Below are 14,843 nucleotides of genomic sequence, written 5' to 3' on the forward strand. Positions count from 1 at the left end.
TCGGCGGCTTGCGCCTCGCCGCTGCCCGAGCGCCCCGCACCGCTCACAGCAGCAGGCCCTCGTGCTGCTCCAGCAGCGAGCGCCGCGTCGCCTCGCTCTTGAGCCGCTCGAGCCACCAGGCCAGCGCCTTGGCGGGCCGGTGGCCAGTGTTGCGCCACGCGTAATGCATCGGCGAGATCCGCTTCCCCTGGAAGGTCTCCTTCCTCACGAGCCGACCGGCGTCGATGTGGCGGCGCACCATCGGCGTCGGCAGGAACCCCACGCCCAGGCCGCGCAGCATGGCCTCCAGCTTGGTTGCCATCGAGGGCACGGTCAGCACCTCCTGCCCGGGCACCACCCCCACCGTCATCGGCGCGAGGCTGCGCGCCGTGTCCGCCACCGCGACGATGCGGTGGCGCGCGATCTCGGCCGAGGTCAGCACGCCCTCGAACTCCGCCAGCGGATGGTGCGGCGCGACGCAGAACACCATCTCCATCGGCCCGAGCACCTCGCAGACCACCGAGCTGCCCGGCGGCTGCGCGCTGGTGCCGATGGCCAGGTCGGCCTGGCCGGAGATCAGCGCCTCCCAGGTGCCCGACAAGACCTCGGTGCGCAACTTCAGGCGGGTGGGCGGCGGCTTGCCGTCCTCCTTCTCCTGGTAGAAGGTCTCCATCAGGTCGAAGATCGCGCGCCGCGCGACCGCGTCGTCGAAGGCGATGGTGAGCTCGCTTTCCCAGCCGGTGGCCACGCGCTTGACCCGGTTCGCGACCGCGTCCATCTCCTGCAGCAGCCGCCGGCCCTCGGTCAGCAGTTCATGGCCGGCGGCGGTCAGCACCGCCTGGCGCGAGCTGCGGTCGAACAGCAGCACGTCCAGCGCCTCCTCCAGCTGCCGCACCGAATAGGTCAGCGCCGACGGCACCTTCCCCATCTCCCGCGCCGCCGCGGCGAAGCTGCCGCTGCGCGCGATGCTGTCCATCATGGCCAGCGCCTCCGGCGTCAGCACCCGTCGTTTGTCTTGCTGTGACATTCCTTCATCTTATTTGAATGGTGGCTTCAAGCCCCCTCCCCCTCGGGAGAGGCCCTCGTCCCTACAGTGAACCCATCGCAACACAACGGCCCGCCACCACAGGCCAGAGAAGGAGCATTCAAATGCGTGAAGTCATCAAGTCCTCGGACCGCGGTTATGCCGATCACGGCTGGCTCAAGAGCTTCCACAGCTTCTCGTTCGCGGACTACTACAACCCGCGCCGCATGGGCTTCGGCCCGCTGCGGGTGATCAACGAGGACCGCATCGCCGGCGGCACCGGCTTCGGCACGCACGGCCACCGCGACATGGAGATCATCAGCTACGTGCTGAGCGGCGAGCTGGCGCACCAGGACAGCATGGGCAACGGCAAGCCGGGCGGCGCGAACGCCGGCGTGATCCGCCCGGGCGACGTGCAGCGCATGAGCGCCGGCACCGGCGTGATGCACAGCGAGTTCAACCACTCCAAGGACGGCGAGACCCACTTCCTGCAGATCTGGGTGATGCCGGACCGGCAGGGCGTGACGCCCGGCTACGAGCAGAAGCACTTCGCCGAGGCGGACAAGCGCGGCCGGCTGCGCCTGGTCGCCTCGCCGGACGGCGCGCAGGACTCGGTGTCCATCCACCAGGACGCGCGCCTGTACGCCGGCCTGTTCAACGGCGATGAACGCGCCGAGCTGCCGCTGGCGCCGGACCGGCTCGCCTACGTGCATGTCGTGCGCGGCCGGCTGAGCGTCAACGGCGAGGCGCTGGGCGCGGGCGACGCGCTGCAGCTGGCCAAGGAAGCGGCCATCACGCTGGAAGCCGGCGAGGACGCCGAGGTGCTGGTGTTCGACCTGCCGGTCTGACGCCTGCCGGCGGCGGGGCCGTCCCGGTCCCGCCGCGCACCCCGGCCTCTACACTCGCGCGATGCAATCGCTCCGACAACTGCTGACCGCGCTGCCGCTGCTGGACTGGGCCGCCCTGGGCCTGTACTTCCTGACCTGGGTCGCCTACGCCCACTTCTCCAAGCACCATGCGGAGGGGCAAGGCTCGCTGCTGGCGATCACGAACCGGGTGCGGCGCCAGTGGATGCTGCAGCTGACCTACCGCGAGATGCGGGTGCTGGACGGCGCGGTCAGCCAGGCGCTGCTATCGAGTCCGTCCTTCTTCGCGTCGACGACCATCCTGATCATCGGCGGCCTGCTGGCCGCGCTGGGCGCGAGCGAGCAGACCAGCGCGATGGTGCTGGAGCTGCCCTTCACGGTGAAGACCAGCACCCTGGTCTTCGACATCAAGCTGGCGCTGCTGACCGGCATCTTCGTCTACGCCTTCTTCCGCTTCACCTGGAGCATGCGGCAGTACACCTTCGGCGCGCTGCTGGTGGCCTCCGCGCCGGAGGCGGGCCAGTTCGAGCAACAGGGGCCCGAGGCCCGCGAGCAGTTCGCCGACCGCGCCGGCGCGGTCGTGGGCATGGCCGCCGAGGCCTTCAACGACGGGTTGCGCGGCTACTACCTGGCCTTCCCGGTGGTGGCCTGGTTCTTCTCGCCCTGGGCGCTGATGCTCGCCACGGCCGGCGTGGTCTACGTGCTGTACCAGCGCGAGTTCCGGTCCGAGGTGCTGGAGAAGCTGCGGGCCTGAAACAGGCGCGGGGCGCCTGGGCGCCCCGCGGTCGTTCCGGCGCCCGCCGGCGCGATCAGTGGACGACGCGTCCGAACGAGAACTCGCCCGGCTCGCCGCCGATGCCGTGCTCGACACCGACCGGGATCACGTCCTTCGGACCGAAGCGGCCCTGCAGGATCAGCTTGGACAGCGGGTTCTCGATGCGCTGCTGGATCGCGCGCTTGAGCGGCCGCGCGCCGAAGACTGGATCGAAGCCGACCTTGGCCAGCTCGTCGAGCGCCTCGTCGCTGACGTCGAGCTTCATCTCGAGCTTGTCCAGCCGCTGTTCCAGCTGCCGCAGCTGGATCTTCGCAATCGACTTGATGTGCGCCTGGCCCAGCGCATGGAAGATCACCGTCTCGTCGATGCGGTTGAGGAACTCGGGGCGGAAATGCGCCTTGACCTCGCCCCACACCGCGTCGCGGATCACCTCGTCGGACTCGCCCTGCAGCGCCATGATGTGCTGCGAGCCCAGGTTGGACGTCATCACGATCACGCAGTTCTTGAAGTCCACGGTGCGGCCCTGGCCGTCGGTCAGGCGGCCATCGTCCAGCACCTGCAGCAGCACGTTGAACACGTCCGGATGGGCCTTCTCGACCTCGTCCAGCAGCAGCACGCTGTAGGGCTTGCGGCGCACGGCCTCGGTCAGGTAGCCGCCCTCGTCGTAGCCGACATAACCCGGAGGCGCGCCGATCAGGCGGCTGACCGAGTGCTTCTCCATGAACTCGCTCATGTCGATGCGGACCATGTGGTCCTCGCTGTCGAACAGGAAACCGGCGAGCGCCTTGCACAGCTCGGTCTTGCCGACGCCCGTCGGGCCCAGGAACAGGAAGCTGCCCAGCGGCTTGTTCGGGTCGGACAGCCCGGCGCGCGAGCGGCGGATCGCATCCGCCACGGCGACGATGGCCTCGTCCTGGCCGACGACGCGCTCATGCAGCTTCGCTTCCATCTGCAGCAGCTTGTCGCGCTCGCCCTGCATCAGCTTGGACACCGGGATGCCGGTCGCGCGCGAGACCACCTCGGCGATCTCCTCGGCGCCGACCATCGTGCGCAGCAACTGCGGGACGGACTTGTCCCTGGCCTTGCCGGCCTCCTTGGCCTGGGCTTCGTTCAGGCGCTTCTCCAGCTCCGGCAGCTTGCCGTACTGCAGCTCGGCGACCTTGTTGAAGTCGCCCTTGCGCTTGAGCTCCTCGATCTGGAACTTGATCCGGTCGATCTCTTCCTTGACGTGCGCGGAGCCCTGGGCCTGTGCCTTCTCGGCGGTCCAGATCTCCTCCAGGTCGTTGTACTCGCGCTGGAGCTTGAGCAGCTCTTCCTCGATCAGCGTGAAGCGGCGCTGCGAGCCCTCGTCGGTCTCCTTGCGCACGGCCTCGCGCTCGATCTTGAGCTGGATCATGCGGCGGTCGAGCCGGTCCATCGCCTCGGGCTTGGAGTCGATCTCGATCTTGATCTTGGCGGCGGCCTCGTCGATCAGGTCGATGGCCTTGTCGGGCAGGAAGCGGTCGGTGATGTAGCGATGCGAGAGCTCGGCCGCGGCGACGATGGCCGGGTCCGTGATCTCGACGCCGTGGTGGACCTCGTACTTCTCCTGCAGGCCGCGCAGGATGGCGATCGTCGCCTCGACGCTGGGCTCGTCGACCAGCACCTTCTGGAAGCGGCGCTCGAGCGCGGCGTCCTTCTCGACGTACTTGCGGTACTCGTCCAGCGTGGTGGCGCCGATGCAGTGCAGCTCGCCGCGCGCGAGCGCGGGCTTGAGCATGTTGCCGGCGTCGATGGCGCCCTCGGCCTTGCCGGCGCCGACCATGGTGTGGATCTCGTCGATGAACAGGATGATGCGGCCCTCGTCGGCGGCGACTTCCTTGAGCACGGACTTCAGGCGTTCCTCGAATTCACCGCGGAACTTGGCGCCGGCGAGCAGGCCGGCCATGTCCAGCACCAGGACGCGCTTGTCCTTGAGCGATTCGGGCACCTCGCCGTTGACGATGCGCTGGGCCAGGCCTTCGACGATGGCGGTCTTGCCGACGCCGGGCTCACCGATGAGCACCGGGTTGTTCTTGCTGCGGCGCTGCAGCACCTGGATCGCGCGGCGGATCTCGTCGTCGCGGCCGATCACCGGATCGAGCTTGCCGGCGCGGGCGCGCTCGGTCAGGTCGAGGGTGTACTTCTTCAGCGCCTCGCGGTTGCTTTCCGATTCCTGGCTGTCGACCTTCTGACCGCCGCGTACCGCCTCGATCGCCGTCTCCAGGGCCTTGCGCGTCAGGCCATGGCCGCGCACGACGCCGGCCAGGTCGCTCTTCGCGTCGGCCAGGGAGAGCAGGAACATCTCGCTGGCGATGAAGTGGTCGCCGCGCTTGGCGGCCTCCTTCTCCGCGGCCTGAATCAGGCCGATCAGGTCGCGGCTGGGCTGGACCTGCTGACCCTCGCCCTGCACCTGCGGCAGGCCGGTGAGGATCGCGTCGACGGCCGCCTTCAAGGCCGGCACCTTCACGCCGGCCCGCTCCAGCAGCGCCTTGGGGCCCTCGTCCTGGGCCAGCATCGCGCCCAGCACGTGGGCGGGCTCGATGTAGGGGTTGTCGCGCGTCACCGCGAGGCTCTGGGCCTCCGCCAACGCTTCCTGAAACCGGGTGGTGAGCTTGTCGACTCGCATGGGAAAAACCTCCGTTGCGACCCCAACTGGGAGTGTGTCCCCATATTTCAAGATGCTGGGATCGTGGCAAGGCGGGTGCCCAGCGGCGGCCTGCGCTTCAGATCAATCTCTGCTCCAGCACCAGGCGGCCATCCGCCCCGTGCAAGCGGGTGGAAGCACCCTGCACGATCGACCACTGCGGCGCCACGTGGCCGATGTCCACGTCCACCAGCACCGGGCAGCTCAGGCCGCCGAGCGCGCGCCGCAGCGCATCGCGCTCGGTGAAGTCGCCGGCCGACGCGACCGCCTCCGGCACCGCGCTGCGCCCCAGGACCACGCCCGCCGCGTCCTCGAACCAACCCGCCAACCGCAGGCCATGCAGTGCCCGCGCCAACTCGAAGGGCGGCAGCTCGGCCACCTCGAAGAACAGGATCGGCCGCTCGCCGGCGCCGCAGGCGGCCCGGAACGCCCGGATGTCGCCGAACGGCGTTCCCGCCAGCCTCGACACCGAATCCAGGCAGCCGCCGAGCATCCGGCCCTCGATGGTCAGCGGCCCGGCGCCATCGTCCAGCGCACGGACAAGCGTCCCCGGTGCCTGCGGCTGCGCCAGTTCGGCGCCGGCGCCACTGGCCCAGGCATCGAAGATCCGTGCCGACACCGCATCCAGCGCCGGATCGGCCAGCTGCATGAGATTCGGCCCTTGCAGCGATGCCCAGCCCGCCCGCACCAGCAAAGGCAACTGGATCGTCGACAGGTCCGAGAAGCCGCTGAACCACTTGGGCGGCGCCTCTCGCAGGCGGTCGAAGTCGAGATGCTCCAGCACCTCGATGGCCAACTCACCTCCCCAGGGCGGGATGACCGCCGCGACCGTGGGGTCGAGCAGCGCCGCCATCAATTCCGCCGCGCGCGCGGGACCACTCGCGCTCGCGCCCTGCTCCTGCCGGCGCAGCGAGCGCCCCTCGCGGACCGCGAACCCCTTGGCGCGCAGCAACGCCAGTGCCGCATCGAGTCGCTCATGCATCGCGGGACGGACGCCAGACGACGGCGCCATCACCGCGACGGTGTCACCCGGCCGCAACGCGGGGGGGAAACGCGGCCGCCCGGCGTTCACCGAGTCTGCTGCGCTCGCAATGCCTGCTGGACTCACGGTGCTTGCGGCGCTCATGCCGAGGTCAGCATCTGCATGACCTTGAGGCCGGCCGCGGCCGCGGCCAGCGCACCGACGACATGCGCGGCCGAGTGCGACAGCGCCATCAGGAACTCGCCGCGCTGCAGCAGCGACAGCGATTCGCCCGAGAACGAGGAGAAGGTGGTGAGGCCGCCCAGGAAGCCAGTGACCAGCAGCAGCTTGAGCAGGTCATCGGGATAGCGGCCGAACCACTCGAGCGCCATGCCGATCAGGAAGCCGCCGACCAGGTTCACCGCCAGCGTGCCCAGCGGAAAGCCCTGCCACTTCGTGTTCAGCCACAGGCCCGCGCCCCAGCGCGCCAGCGCGCCGCCCGAGGCCCCGACGGACACCGCCGCCACTTGCAACCAGCTCATCGACCATTCCCCTCCACGTGAATGCCCCATCGGGCGAGCGCCTCGTCGTCGGCGACGCGGGCGTCGACCCAGCGGGCGCCGTCCGGTCCGTGCTCCTTCTTCCAGAACGGCGCCTGCGTCTTCAAGTAGTCCATCAGGAACTCGCAGGCCTGGAAGGCCTGGCCGCGATGCCGCGCGCTGACCAGCACCAGCACGATCTGCTCGCGCGGCCGCAACGGGCCGACGCGGTGGATGACGCGCGCGCCCCGGAGGTCGAAGCGGCGGAAGGCCTCGTCGATCATGGCCTCGATCGAGGCCTCGGTCATGCCGGGGTAATGCTCCAGCTCCATCAGCGACACCGGCGTCCCGTCCGCGCCGTCGCGGACCGTGCCGACGAAGCTGACGACGGCCCCGACGCCACCATCCGCGGCGCGCAGCGCCAGCGTCTCGGCGCTGAGGTCGAAGTCTTCGGTCTGGACGGTGACGCGCGGCGTCGCGGCGGGCGGATTCATCCCGCCATTCTGGCCCATGGCCCGCGGCGCCCACCGGCCCGCGGCGGGGCCGGCGGGCGGGCAGCGGCGCAGGCATGTTCCTGGGGAAAACCCACCCCGTCGCCTCCCCCATCCGATCGATGCGCCTACCGCACCCGCCCTCTAGCTTTGAACCTGGAGTGCGCCGCGCTCCGGCTCGCCGCGCCGATGCGGCCTTGCAGGAGCATTCATGTTCGGTCTGACCCTTCTCGGCGCCGTGCACACGGCCTTCGCGCTGGTGGCCCTCGTGGCCGGCTACGCGATGCTCTTGCGCCACGGCCGCATCGACGGCGCATCCACCTGGGGACGCCTCTACGTCTGGTGCACCGTCGTCACCTGCCTGACGGCCTTCGGCATCTTCCGCCACGGCGGCTTCAACATCGCGCACACGCTGGCCATCGTCACCCTGGTCACGCTGGCGATCGCCGCCGCCGCGGCCCGCACGCGCTTCCTCGGCGGCTTCTCGCCGTACGCGGAAACGCTGGGCTACTCCGCCACGCTGTTCTTCCACATGATCCCGGGGCTCAACGAGACCTTCACCCGCGTGCCCGTCGGCGCGCCGCTGTTCACCGGCCCCGACGACCCGGCGCTGCAGAAGGCCATCGGCGTGGTGCTGCTGCTCTTCCTGATCGTCATGGCGGTACAGGCCTGGCGCATCCGCAAGGGCCCCGCGGCCGCACGGCAGCCGCATCCCGCCTGAGCGCAGCCCCCAAGCCTGAAGCGCCCATCGGCGAGCCTGTACGAATGGATAGGTCGTCTGGACGATCAGACGATGGCCGGGGCCGGGCGGGCGCGGATACTCGGCGCTCACCCTCCTCCCGCGCGCCGGCCGCGCCCGCACCATGTCCACGCTCAAGACCGTCCTGGCCCTGCGCCACCTGGCTTTCGAAGACCTCGGCCTGCTGCGGCCAGCGCTCGAGGCGCGCGACTTCACGCGCTTCCTCACGCGGGATGCCGGCGTGGACGACCTGCGGGACGTGGACCTGGATGCGGTCGACCTGCTCGTGGTGCTCGGCGGCCCGATCGGCGCGTATGACGACGCGCTGTATCCGTATCTGAACGACGAGCTGGCGCTGATCCATCGGCGCCTCGCCGCGCGGCGGCCGCTGCTGGGCATCTGCCTGGGCGCGCAGTTGATGGCGCGGGCGCTCGGCGCATCGGTGAGGCCGATGGCGCACGGCCGCAAGGAAATCGGCTTCGCGCCGTTGACCTTGACCGACGCCGGCCGCGATTCGCCGCTCGCGCCGCTGGCGCAAGGCCAGCCGGTGCTGCATTGGCACGGCGACCAGTTCGAGATCCCCGCCGGATGCGCCAGCCTCGCGACAACGCCGCTGTGCCCGCATCAGGCCTTCGCGGTCGAGGACTTCGCACTCGCCCTGCAGTTCCATCTGGAATGCGATCCGGCGCGGCTGGAGCAATGGCTGATCGGGCATGCCGGCGAGCTCGCGGAGGCGCGGGTCCCGCTGGACGCGCTGCGCAGCGACGCGAAGGCGCACGGGCCGGCGCTGCGCGTGGCCTTGGGCGATGTGATGGACCGCTGGATGGCGGGCTGGCCCGGCCGGACCTGACGCCCGGATCGGGCCGGCCGTCCGCCAAGGCATTCGACCACGCGACGCGGGCGCATCTCCGGCGCCAGGCCCGTCGCAAGAGGCAGGCACGCAACAGGCGTTCAAGCGCATCGCCGGCATCAGGCGCACCGCCGCTCGGGCGCGCCGGCGGACAGCGCTCGCAGCGCGCCCAGCGAGCGCAGCGTCTTCAGGCCGAGGTCGCGCCAGTGCACCGTCGGCTGCGCCGCGAACAGGTCCGCGCCGCCCGCGAGCGCGTTGGGCAGCAGCGAGGGCAAGGGGCTCGGGCCCTCTTCCGCAGACTGCACCAGACGGTAGCGCGCCAGCACCTGCCGGTCGTCCTCGACCTTGACGATCAGCCCCGCCGCCGGGCCGCTGCGGTCGGCGCGCGACTGCCACAGCGCCGCCGGCAGCGACTCGCGGATCGCCACCGCCTCGAAGGCGCGGCGCCAGTCGGTCGAGGCCGCGAGCGACGCGCGCAGCAGCGGCTCCAGCCATTGCGGGTGGGTCGGCATCGGCCCCGCGTAGAGCACCGGCGCGCTCAGCACCGGTGAGCCTTCGAGCAGCGCCAGCCGACGCGATGTCGACAGGCAGTGGCCGCTGTCGCGATCGACCAGTTCGGTCGCGATGAAGTAATGCGGCAGCCGGTCGTACCAGACGCGACGCATCGCGTAGGTCCAGGCGCCGTGCAGCGCGAGGCGGTCGCCGAGCCGCTCCATCAGTCGATGCTCATGGGCCAGGGCCCAGATCTTCAGCGGGATGAAGGGGCGCTCGCCGAAGCCGCCCGCCAGGGGCCGGCCCTTCGAGGCGAGCCGCAACTCGCCGCGCGCGTCGAAGCCCAGTTCGGCATCGGCGCCATCGAAGGCTTCCTCGATGACGACCTGTTGGCCGGCCAGCGTCGACAGCGGCAACCGCTCGACGCCGGGGCCCGTGGGGTCAGGCAGCGGGCTCAGGCCCGCAGGGGTCGCCGCGCGCGCCGAGGGCGGCAGCGGCAGGGAGATGAGATGCATGAATCCGTCGGCCTGTCGCGTTGTTGGCGCGAGCAGGACCTCATGAGGTCAAGGGACCGACGGGGAGCGGAAGGTGGCGCGCCATGCGGCACCGGCATCAGGACCGGTGGGGGCATCGCGGCGAAGGAATCGGAAGGATCCGGACAGCCGTCGGCGATCAGCGAAGGGTGAGCGTCGGGTTCTTCATCGGGCACCTCCTGGATGGCAAAGAGGTTGAGGGAGCGCGCGGGCGGTGGGCCTCGGCGGCGTGGGCGCGATTCTTCCACCGCGGCGATGACGGCGTCAACCGCGCGTGACGCCCCTGCTCGCCGCAGGGCCGGGGACGCGGCCACGACGGCCGCGCGGGCTCACTTGCCCTTCTTCTGCACCAGCTTGGCGTAGTCCGCCTGCAGCTTGGTCATGAAGTCGACCGTCGCGCGGAACTGCTGTTCGTGGAAATCGATGAGCTTCTGGAACTCGTCGGCTGCGACCTCGAAGGGCGTGCCCGCCGCGCGCATCGATTCCATGATCGCCTTCTGCGACGCGAGCACCGTGCTCCACGCCGCGTAGTTCTGCTCGAACGCCTTCTTCGACTGCTCGAAGAAGGTCTTGGCGAGTTCGACCTGGGCCTGCTGAATCATGAGATCTCTCCTTTTGAGCGTGTTATCGAGCCAGCGCCCGGGGCGGGCGTGCGGGCAATGCTACAGGGGACGCGGCCCGCGCGGGATCGCCGGCGCTCAGGGCATGAGCCGGTAGCCCACGCCAGTCTCGGTCAACAGGTGCCGCGGGCTGGCCGGCTCGGCCTCCAGCTTCTGGCGCAGGTTGCCCATGTAGACGCGCAGGTAGTGGTTCTGCTCGACCTGCGACGGCCCCCACACCGCCTTCAGCAGCTGGCGGTGCGTCAGCACCTTGCCGGCGTTGCCGATGAGGTGGCTGAGCAGGCGGTACTCGATCGGCGTCAGGTGCACGTCCTGCGCCGCGCGGCGCACGCGGCGCGCGGCCAGGTCGACCTCGACCTCGCCGAAACGGAACACCGGATCCTGCTGCTCGCTGGCCCGCGCCTGGCTGCGGCGCAGCGCGACGCGCACGCGCGCCATCAGCTCGCCGACGCCAAAGGGCTTGCTCAGGTAGTCGTCGGCGCCATGGTCCAGCGCGGCGATCTTGTCGTCCTCCGCGCCACGCGCGGACAGCACGATCACCGGCACCTGCGACCAGGCGCGCAGGTCGCGCAGGAAGTCCTGGCCATCGCCGTCCGGCAGGCCCAGGTCGAGGATGACCAGGTCCGGCCGCCGGGTGCCGGCGTCGATCAGGCCCTGGCGCAAGGTGCCGGCCTCGTGCACGGACCAGCCCTCGCCCTCCAGGGCCAGCCGCACGAAGCGGCGGATGTTCGGTTCGTCCTCGACGATCAGCGCGATCGGCTGCGGCTCGCTCACGGCAGCGGTTCCCCGTCTTCTTCGAAGGCCGGCAGCGCCGGCGATTGACCCAGGCGCAGCGAGAGGCTGAAGCGCGCCCCGCCCTGCGGCGTCGCGCGTTCGGCCCGGATGCTGCCGCCGTGGGCCTGCATGATGGCACGGCAGATCGCCAGCCCCAGGCCGACGCCCGGCAGGTGCGACTCGGCATGGCCGCGCGCGAATTTCTCGAACAGCGCCTCCTCGCGACCGGGCGGCAGCCCCGGGCCGTTGTCCTCGACGGACAGGCGCATCTCGCCCTCGCCCGCCTGCAGCGCGCGCGCGTCGCCGATCGCCCGCGCGATCACGCGGATCTCGCTACCCGGCGGCGTGTACTTCGCCGCGTTCTCCAGCAGGTTGACCAGCACCCGCTCGATCAGCACCGCGTCCAGTTCCACCATCGGCAGCGTCGCCGGCACATCCAGCACGACGCGATGTCGCGCCAGCGTCGTCCCCATCAGCTGCAGGCTGCTGCCGACCACCTCGTCCACCGGCTGCCACTGCCGGTTGAGCTTGAGCGCGCCGCTCTGCAGACGCGCCATGTCCAGCAGGTTGTGGACCATCGCGTTGATGCGCAGCGACTGCTGCTCGATCGCCCGCGCGGTCTCGGCGGCGCCGGCATCGAGCTCGCGCCGGGCCAGCGTCTCGGCCAGGCCCTGCAGCGCCGCCAGCGGCGTGCGCAGGTCATGCGACAGCGCCGACAGCAGCGAGTTGCGCAGCCGCTCCGACTCGATCTGCAGCAGCGCCTGCTGCGCGACCTCGACGTAATGCACCCGCTCCAGCGCCTGGCCGGCGATGCGCGCGGCGGTCTCGAGCTGCGCCCGGCGCTCGGGCAGCAGCAGCGTGCGCGCGTCGCCGGGGCGCAGCGCCAGCACGCCGCGGGTGCGCATCGGCGCGCGCAGCGGCAGGTAGAACCACTGGCTGCCCGGCAGCGTGTCGGTGCCCAGTCCCGCCGCCTGCTCGTGGTCCAGCGCCCAGCGCGCCGTGCCCGCGTCGGAGCGCTCGCCCGGCGGCAGCGCCTGCTCGGTGGGCGACGGCTGCAGCCGGTCGTCCTCGTCGAGCACATGCAGCAGCGCCCGTCCGCCGAATTGCTGCGCGATCTGCTGCTCGGCCGTCGCCACCACCTGCTCGGTCTGCAGCGCGCCGGCCAGCTCGCGGGTGAGCTCGAACAGCCCGCGCGCCCGCGCCTCGCGCTCGGAAGAGACGCGGGCCTCATACCGCAGCCCCGCCGTCAGCTGCCCGGTGACCAGGCCGACGGCCAGCATCACCGCGAAGGTGATCACGTATTGCACGTCGCTGACCGCCAGGCTCAGCTTGGGCGCGACGAAGAGGAAGTCGAACAGCGCGACGCTCAGGAAACTCGCCAGCACCGCCGGCCCGCGGCCCCAGCGCATCGCCACCCCGACGACGCCGAGCAGGAACAGCATGACGATGTTGTCGTTGGCGATCCGGTGCGACAGCGGCCAGCAGGCCAGCGCCACGCCCACGCAGGCCAGCGTCGCCCAGAGGTAGCGACGCGGCGCGGCGCCGAAGCCGGGGTCGCGCTCGTCGGCGCTGCTGCGCTGCGTGGCCGATGCGCCGACCTGGATCAGGTCCAGCTCCGGCGCGGCGCCGCCCAGGCGGGCCGCCACACCGCGGCGGCCCCAGCGCCGCGACGAGGGCGCGCCGCGGCCCATCAGCAGCTTGGACAGGTTGTGCTCGCGCGCGTACTCGGCCAGGGCCGGCGCCGGGTCCTGCCCCGCCAGCACCGCCGTCGTGGCGCCCAGGTCCTGCGCCAGTCGCACCACGCGCAGCGTGCGCTCGCGCCGCGCATCCGGCAGCCGGTGCAGCGCCGGCGTCTCGACATGGATCGCATGCCAGCTCACCGCCAGCTGCTGCGCCAGCTGCGCGGCGCTGCGCACCACCGATTCCGCCTCGTCGCCCGGTCCGATCGCGCAGAGGATGGCCGCCTCGGTCTTCCAGACCGGCGCGATGCGCTCGTTGCTGCGCCAGGCCTGCACGTCGTCCTCGACACGATCGGCGGTGCGGCGCAGCGCGAGCTCGCGCAGCGCCATCAGGTTGCCCTTGCGGAAGAAGTGCTGGCCGGCGCGCTCGGCCTGCGCGCCCTGGTAGACCTTGCCGGCCTTGAGCCGCGCGAGCAGCTCGTCGGCGGGCGTGTCCACCAGCACCACCTCGTCCGCGCGGTCGAAGAAGGTGTCGGGCAGCGTCTCCTGCACCCGCACCCCGGTGATGCCGCCGACGACGTCGTTCAGGCTCTCCAGGTGCTGGACATTGACGGTGGTGTAGACGCTGATGCCGTTGGCCAGCAGTTCCTCGACGTCTTGCCAGCGCTTGGGATGCCGCGAGCCGGCGACGTTGGAATGCGCCAGCTCGTCCACCAGGATCAGCGCGTCCGGCTGGCCGCGCAGCCGCTCGAGCGCGCCGTCGAGGTCGAACTCCGGCAGCGTGCGGTCGCGGTAGGCCACCTGCTGCATCGGCAGCCGCGGCAGGCCCTCGAGCAAGGCGGCGGTCTCGGCGCGGCCATGGGTCTCGACGACGCCGACCAGCGGCGCACGGCCCTGCCCGGCCAGATGCCGCGCCGCCTGCAGCATCGCGAAGGTCTTGCCCACCCCGGCCGAGGCGCCGAAGTAGATGCGCAGGCGACCGCGCGACGCCGCCTCCTCCTGCTGGCGGAGCTGCGCCAGCAGGCTGTCGGGGTCAGGTCTCTCGTCGGCGGCGCTGGGCATTCGGCGATTCTCTCCCTGGATGGCGGGCCGCGGCGGTCAGAAGGTCCGGGAGACGCTCAGCACGACGCCCGTATCGCCCAGTCGTTTCGCCCAGCCGTTTCTCCCAGCCGTTTCGCGCGCTGCATGAGCGTCGTCGAAGCCGACCCGGAACGGCCATGAGCTGGCGGACAGACAGGTCTTCATGACATTCAACGAGCGGAGGGCGCCTTGTCGAGAGCGAGGTTGAGCTTGAGCACGTTGACGCGCGGCTCGCCGAGCACCGCCAGGTCGCGGGCCTCGGTGTTGGCCTGGATCAGGCGCTGGACGGCCTCGACCGGCAGCCCGCGCTCGCGCGCGACGCGGGCGGCCTGGTAGCGGGCGGCGGCCATGCTGATGTGCGGGTCCAGCCCGCTGGCCGAGGCGCTGACCAGGTCGACCGGCACCGGCGCGCGGTTGTCCGGGTCGGCGGCCTTGAGCGCCTCGACGCGTGCCTTGACCGCGTCGACCAGGGCCGGGTTGGTCGGTCCCTGGTTGGAGCCGCTGGAGCCGGTCGCGTTGTTGGCCATCGGCGCGGTGGCCGACGGACGGCCCCAGAAGTAGCGCGGCGACGAGAAGCTCTGGCCGATCAGCTCGGAGCCGATCACGCGGCCGTCGCGCAGCACCAGGCTGCCCTCGGCCTGGAACGGGAACAGCGTCCTGGCCACGCCGGTGACCGCGGCCGGGTACAGCAGGCCGGTGACGGCGCTGAGCAGCGCGAAGCCGACCAGCGCCGGACGCAGCATCTTGAGAGTCGAGTTCATGGTGAGTTCCTCCGC

General features: G+C 71.1%; 14 protein-coding genes. 4 read left to right on the forward strand and 10 right to left on the reverse strand.

Features of this window, described 5'->3' with window-relative positions:
• Positions 1-43 precede the first annotated feature (43 nt).
• A complete protein-coding gene (locus tag ACTJKJ_RS22205; RefSeq protein WP_091733716.1) occupies positions 44-1,006 on the reverse strand; it encodes a LysR substrate-binding domain-containing protein in 963 nt (320 codons plus the stop codon).
• Positions 1,007-1,128: 122 nt separating this feature from the next.
• Between ACTJKJ_RS22205 and ACTJKJ_RS22210 the strand changes: the two genes are divergently transcribed.
• On the forward strand, positions 1,129-1,851 hold the full coding sequence (locus ACTJKJ_RS22210; protein WP_297388869.1) for a pirin family protein: 723 nt from the start codon (positions 1,129-1,131) through the stop codon (positions 1,849-1,851).
• A gap of 61 nt (positions 1,852-1,912) precedes the next feature.
• Positions 1,913-2,623 (forward strand): DUF599 domain-containing protein, encoded by a 711-nt coding sequence (locus tag ACTJKJ_RS22215; protein WP_091733712.1) that lies wholly within the window; start codon positions 1,913-1,915, stop codon positions 2,621-2,623.
• Between the two features lie 55 nt (positions 2,624-2,678).
• On the opposite strand, the gene clpB is transcribed toward ACTJKJ_RS22215, so the two are convergent.
• From clpB to ACTJKJ_RS22235, 4 genes are all read right to left on the reverse strand, one after another.
• Positions 2,679-5,291 (reverse strand): ATP-dependent chaperone ClpB, encoded by a 2,613-nt coding sequence (clpB, locus tag ACTJKJ_RS22220; RefSeq protein WP_440822109.1) that lies wholly within the window; start codon positions 5,289-5,291, stop codon positions 2,679-2,681.
• Positions 5,292-5,388: 97 nt separating this feature from the next.
• Positions 5,389-6,435 carry a S66 family peptidase gene (locus ACTJKJ_RS22225; RefSeq protein ID WP_440822111.1) on the reverse strand — a complete coding sequence of 349 codons (1,047 nt, stop codon included), beginning with the start codon at positions 6,433-6,435 and terminating at the stop codon, positions 5,389-5,391.
• Positions 6,432-6,812: a fluoride efflux transporter CrcB gene (gene crcB, locus ACTJKJ_RS22230; RefSeq protein ID WP_297390285.1), complete on the reverse strand. Its 381-nt coding sequence runs from the start codon at positions 6,810-6,812 to the stop codon at positions 6,432-6,434. Before crcB ends, ACTJKJ_RS22225 begins: the two co-directional genes overlap by 4 nt.
• Positions 6,809-7,303 carry a molybdenum cofactor biosynthesis protein MoaE gene (locus ACTJKJ_RS22235; protein WP_440822113.1) on the reverse strand — a complete coding sequence of 165 codons (495 nt, stop codon included), beginning with the start codon at positions 7,301-7,303 and terminating at the stop codon, positions 6,809-6,811. The genes crcB and ACTJKJ_RS22235 overlap by 4 nt, the downstream gene beginning before the upstream one ends.
• 208 nt (positions 7,304-7,511) lie before the next feature.
• On the opposite strand from ACTJKJ_RS22235, the gene ACTJKJ_RS22240 reads away from it, so the two are divergent.
• Both ACTJKJ_RS22240 and ACTJKJ_RS22245 read left to right on the forward strand, forming a co-directional pair.
• A complete protein-coding gene (locus tag ACTJKJ_RS22240) occupies positions 7,512-8,021 on the forward strand; it encodes a hypothetical protein (protein ID WP_440822115.1) in 510 nt (169 codons plus the stop codon).
• Between the two features lie 142 nt (positions 8,022-8,163).
• The gene (locus ACTJKJ_RS22245; protein WP_440822117.1) at positions 8,164-8,889 is read left to right on the forward strand and encodes a glutamine amidotransferase; all 726 of its coding nucleotides are present in this window, start codon (positions 8,164-8,166) and stop codon (positions 8,887-8,889) included.
• Positions 8,890-9,008: 119 nt separating this feature from the next.
• Here ACTJKJ_RS22245 and ACTJKJ_RS22250 read toward each other — a convergent pair whose 3' ends face one another.
• From ACTJKJ_RS22250 to kdpC, 5 genes are all read right to left on the reverse strand, one after another.
• Positions 9,009-9,896 (reverse strand): RNA ligase family protein, encoded by an 888-nt coding sequence (locus tag ACTJKJ_RS22250; protein WP_440822119.1) that lies wholly within the window; start codon positions 9,894-9,896, stop codon positions 9,009-9,011.
• A gap of 347 nt (positions 9,897-10,243) precedes the next feature.
• Positions 10,244-10,516, reverse strand: coding sequence for a hypothetical protein (locus ACTJKJ_RS22255; RefSeq protein ID WP_147241639.1), 273 nt, complete (start codon positions 10,514-10,516; stop codon positions 10,244-10,246).
• 96 nt (positions 10,517-10,612) lie between these two features.
• The gene (gene kdpE, locus ACTJKJ_RS22260) at positions 10,613-11,308 is read right to left on the reverse strand and encodes a two-component system response regulator KdpE (RefSeq protein ID WP_183480068.1); all 696 of its coding nucleotides are present in this window, start codon (positions 11,306-11,308) and stop codon (positions 10,613-10,615) included.
• Positions 11,305-14,049 (reverse strand): DUF4118 domain-containing protein, encoded by a 2,745-nt coding sequence (locus ACTJKJ_RS22265; RefSeq protein WP_440822122.1) that lies wholly within the window; start codon positions 14,047-14,049, stop codon positions 11,305-11,307. Before ACTJKJ_RS22265 ends, kdpE begins: the two co-directional genes overlap by 4 nt.
• A gap of 188 nt (positions 14,050-14,237) precedes the next feature.
• Positions 14,238-14,828, reverse strand: a complete 591-nt coding sequence (kdpC, locus tag ACTJKJ_RS22270; protein WP_440822124.1) for a potassium-transporting ATPase subunit KdpC — start codon at positions 14,826-14,828, stop codon at positions 14,238-14,240.
• Positions 14,829-14,843 lie beyond the last annotated feature (15 nt).

It is taken from the genome of Roseateles sp. 22389 (genome assembly GCF_052044995.1).
Lineage (GTDB): Bacteria > Pseudomonadota > Gammaproteobacteria > Burkholderiales > Burkholderiaceae_C > Roseateles.

What these genes read in the sequence shown, in the direction of transcription:
- kdpC (WP_440822124.1), bottom strand. Translation starts at nt 14,828, where the DNA reads ATGAACTCGACTCTCAAGATGCTGCGTCCGGCGCTGGTCGGCTTCGCG.
- ACTJKJ_RS22205 (WP_091733716.1), bottom strand. Translation starts at nt 1,006, where the DNA reads ATGTCACAGCAAGACAAACGACGGGTGCTGACGCCGGAGGCGCTGGCC.
- ACTJKJ_RS22245 (WP_440822117.1), top strand. Translation starts at nt 8,164, where the DNA reads ATGTCCACGCTCAAGACCGTCCTGGCCCTGCGCCACCTGGCTTTCGAA.
- ACTJKJ_RS22215 (WP_091733712.1), top strand. Translation starts at nt 1,913, where the DNA reads ATGCAATCGCTCCGACAACTGCTGACCGCGCTGCCGCTGCTGGACTGG.
- ACTJKJ_RS22265 (WP_440822122.1), bottom strand. Translation starts at nt 14,049, where the DNA reads ATGCCCAGCGCCGCCGACGAGAGACCTGACCCCGACAGCCTGCTGGCG.
- ACTJKJ_RS22210 (WP_297388869.1), top strand. Translation starts at nt 1,129, where the DNA reads ATGCGTGAAGTCATCAAGTCCTCGGACCGCGGTTATGCCGATCACGGC.
- ACTJKJ_RS22240 (WP_440822115.1), top strand. Translation starts at nt 7,512, where the DNA reads ATGTTCGGTCTGACCCTTCTCGGCGCCGTGCACACGGCCTTCGCGCTG.
- clpB (WP_440822109.1), bottom strand. Translation starts at nt 5,291, where the DNA reads ATGCGAGTCGACAAGCTCACCACCCGGTTTCAGGAAGCGTTGGCGGAG.
- ACTJKJ_RS22250 (WP_440822119.1), bottom strand. Translation starts at nt 9,896, where the DNA reads ATGCATCTCATCTCCCTGCCGCTGCCGCCCTCGGCGCGCGCGGCGACC.
- ACTJKJ_RS22235 (WP_440822113.1), bottom strand. Translation starts at nt 7,303, where the DNA reads ATGAATCCGCCCGCCGCGACGCCGCGCGTCACCGTCCAGACCGAAGAC.
- ACTJKJ_RS22225 (WP_440822111.1), bottom strand. Translation starts at nt 6,435, where the DNA reads ATGAGCGCCGCAAGCACCGTGAGTCCAGCAGGCATTGCGAGCGCAGCA.
- crcB (WP_297390285.1), bottom strand. Translation starts at nt 6,812, where the DNA reads ATGAGCTGGTTGCAAGTGGCGGCGGTGTCCGTCGGGGCCTCGGGCGGC.
- ACTJKJ_RS22255 (WP_147241639.1), bottom strand. Translation starts at nt 10,516, where the DNA reads ATGATTCAGCAGGCCCAGGTCGAACTCGCCAAGACCTTCTTCGAGCAG.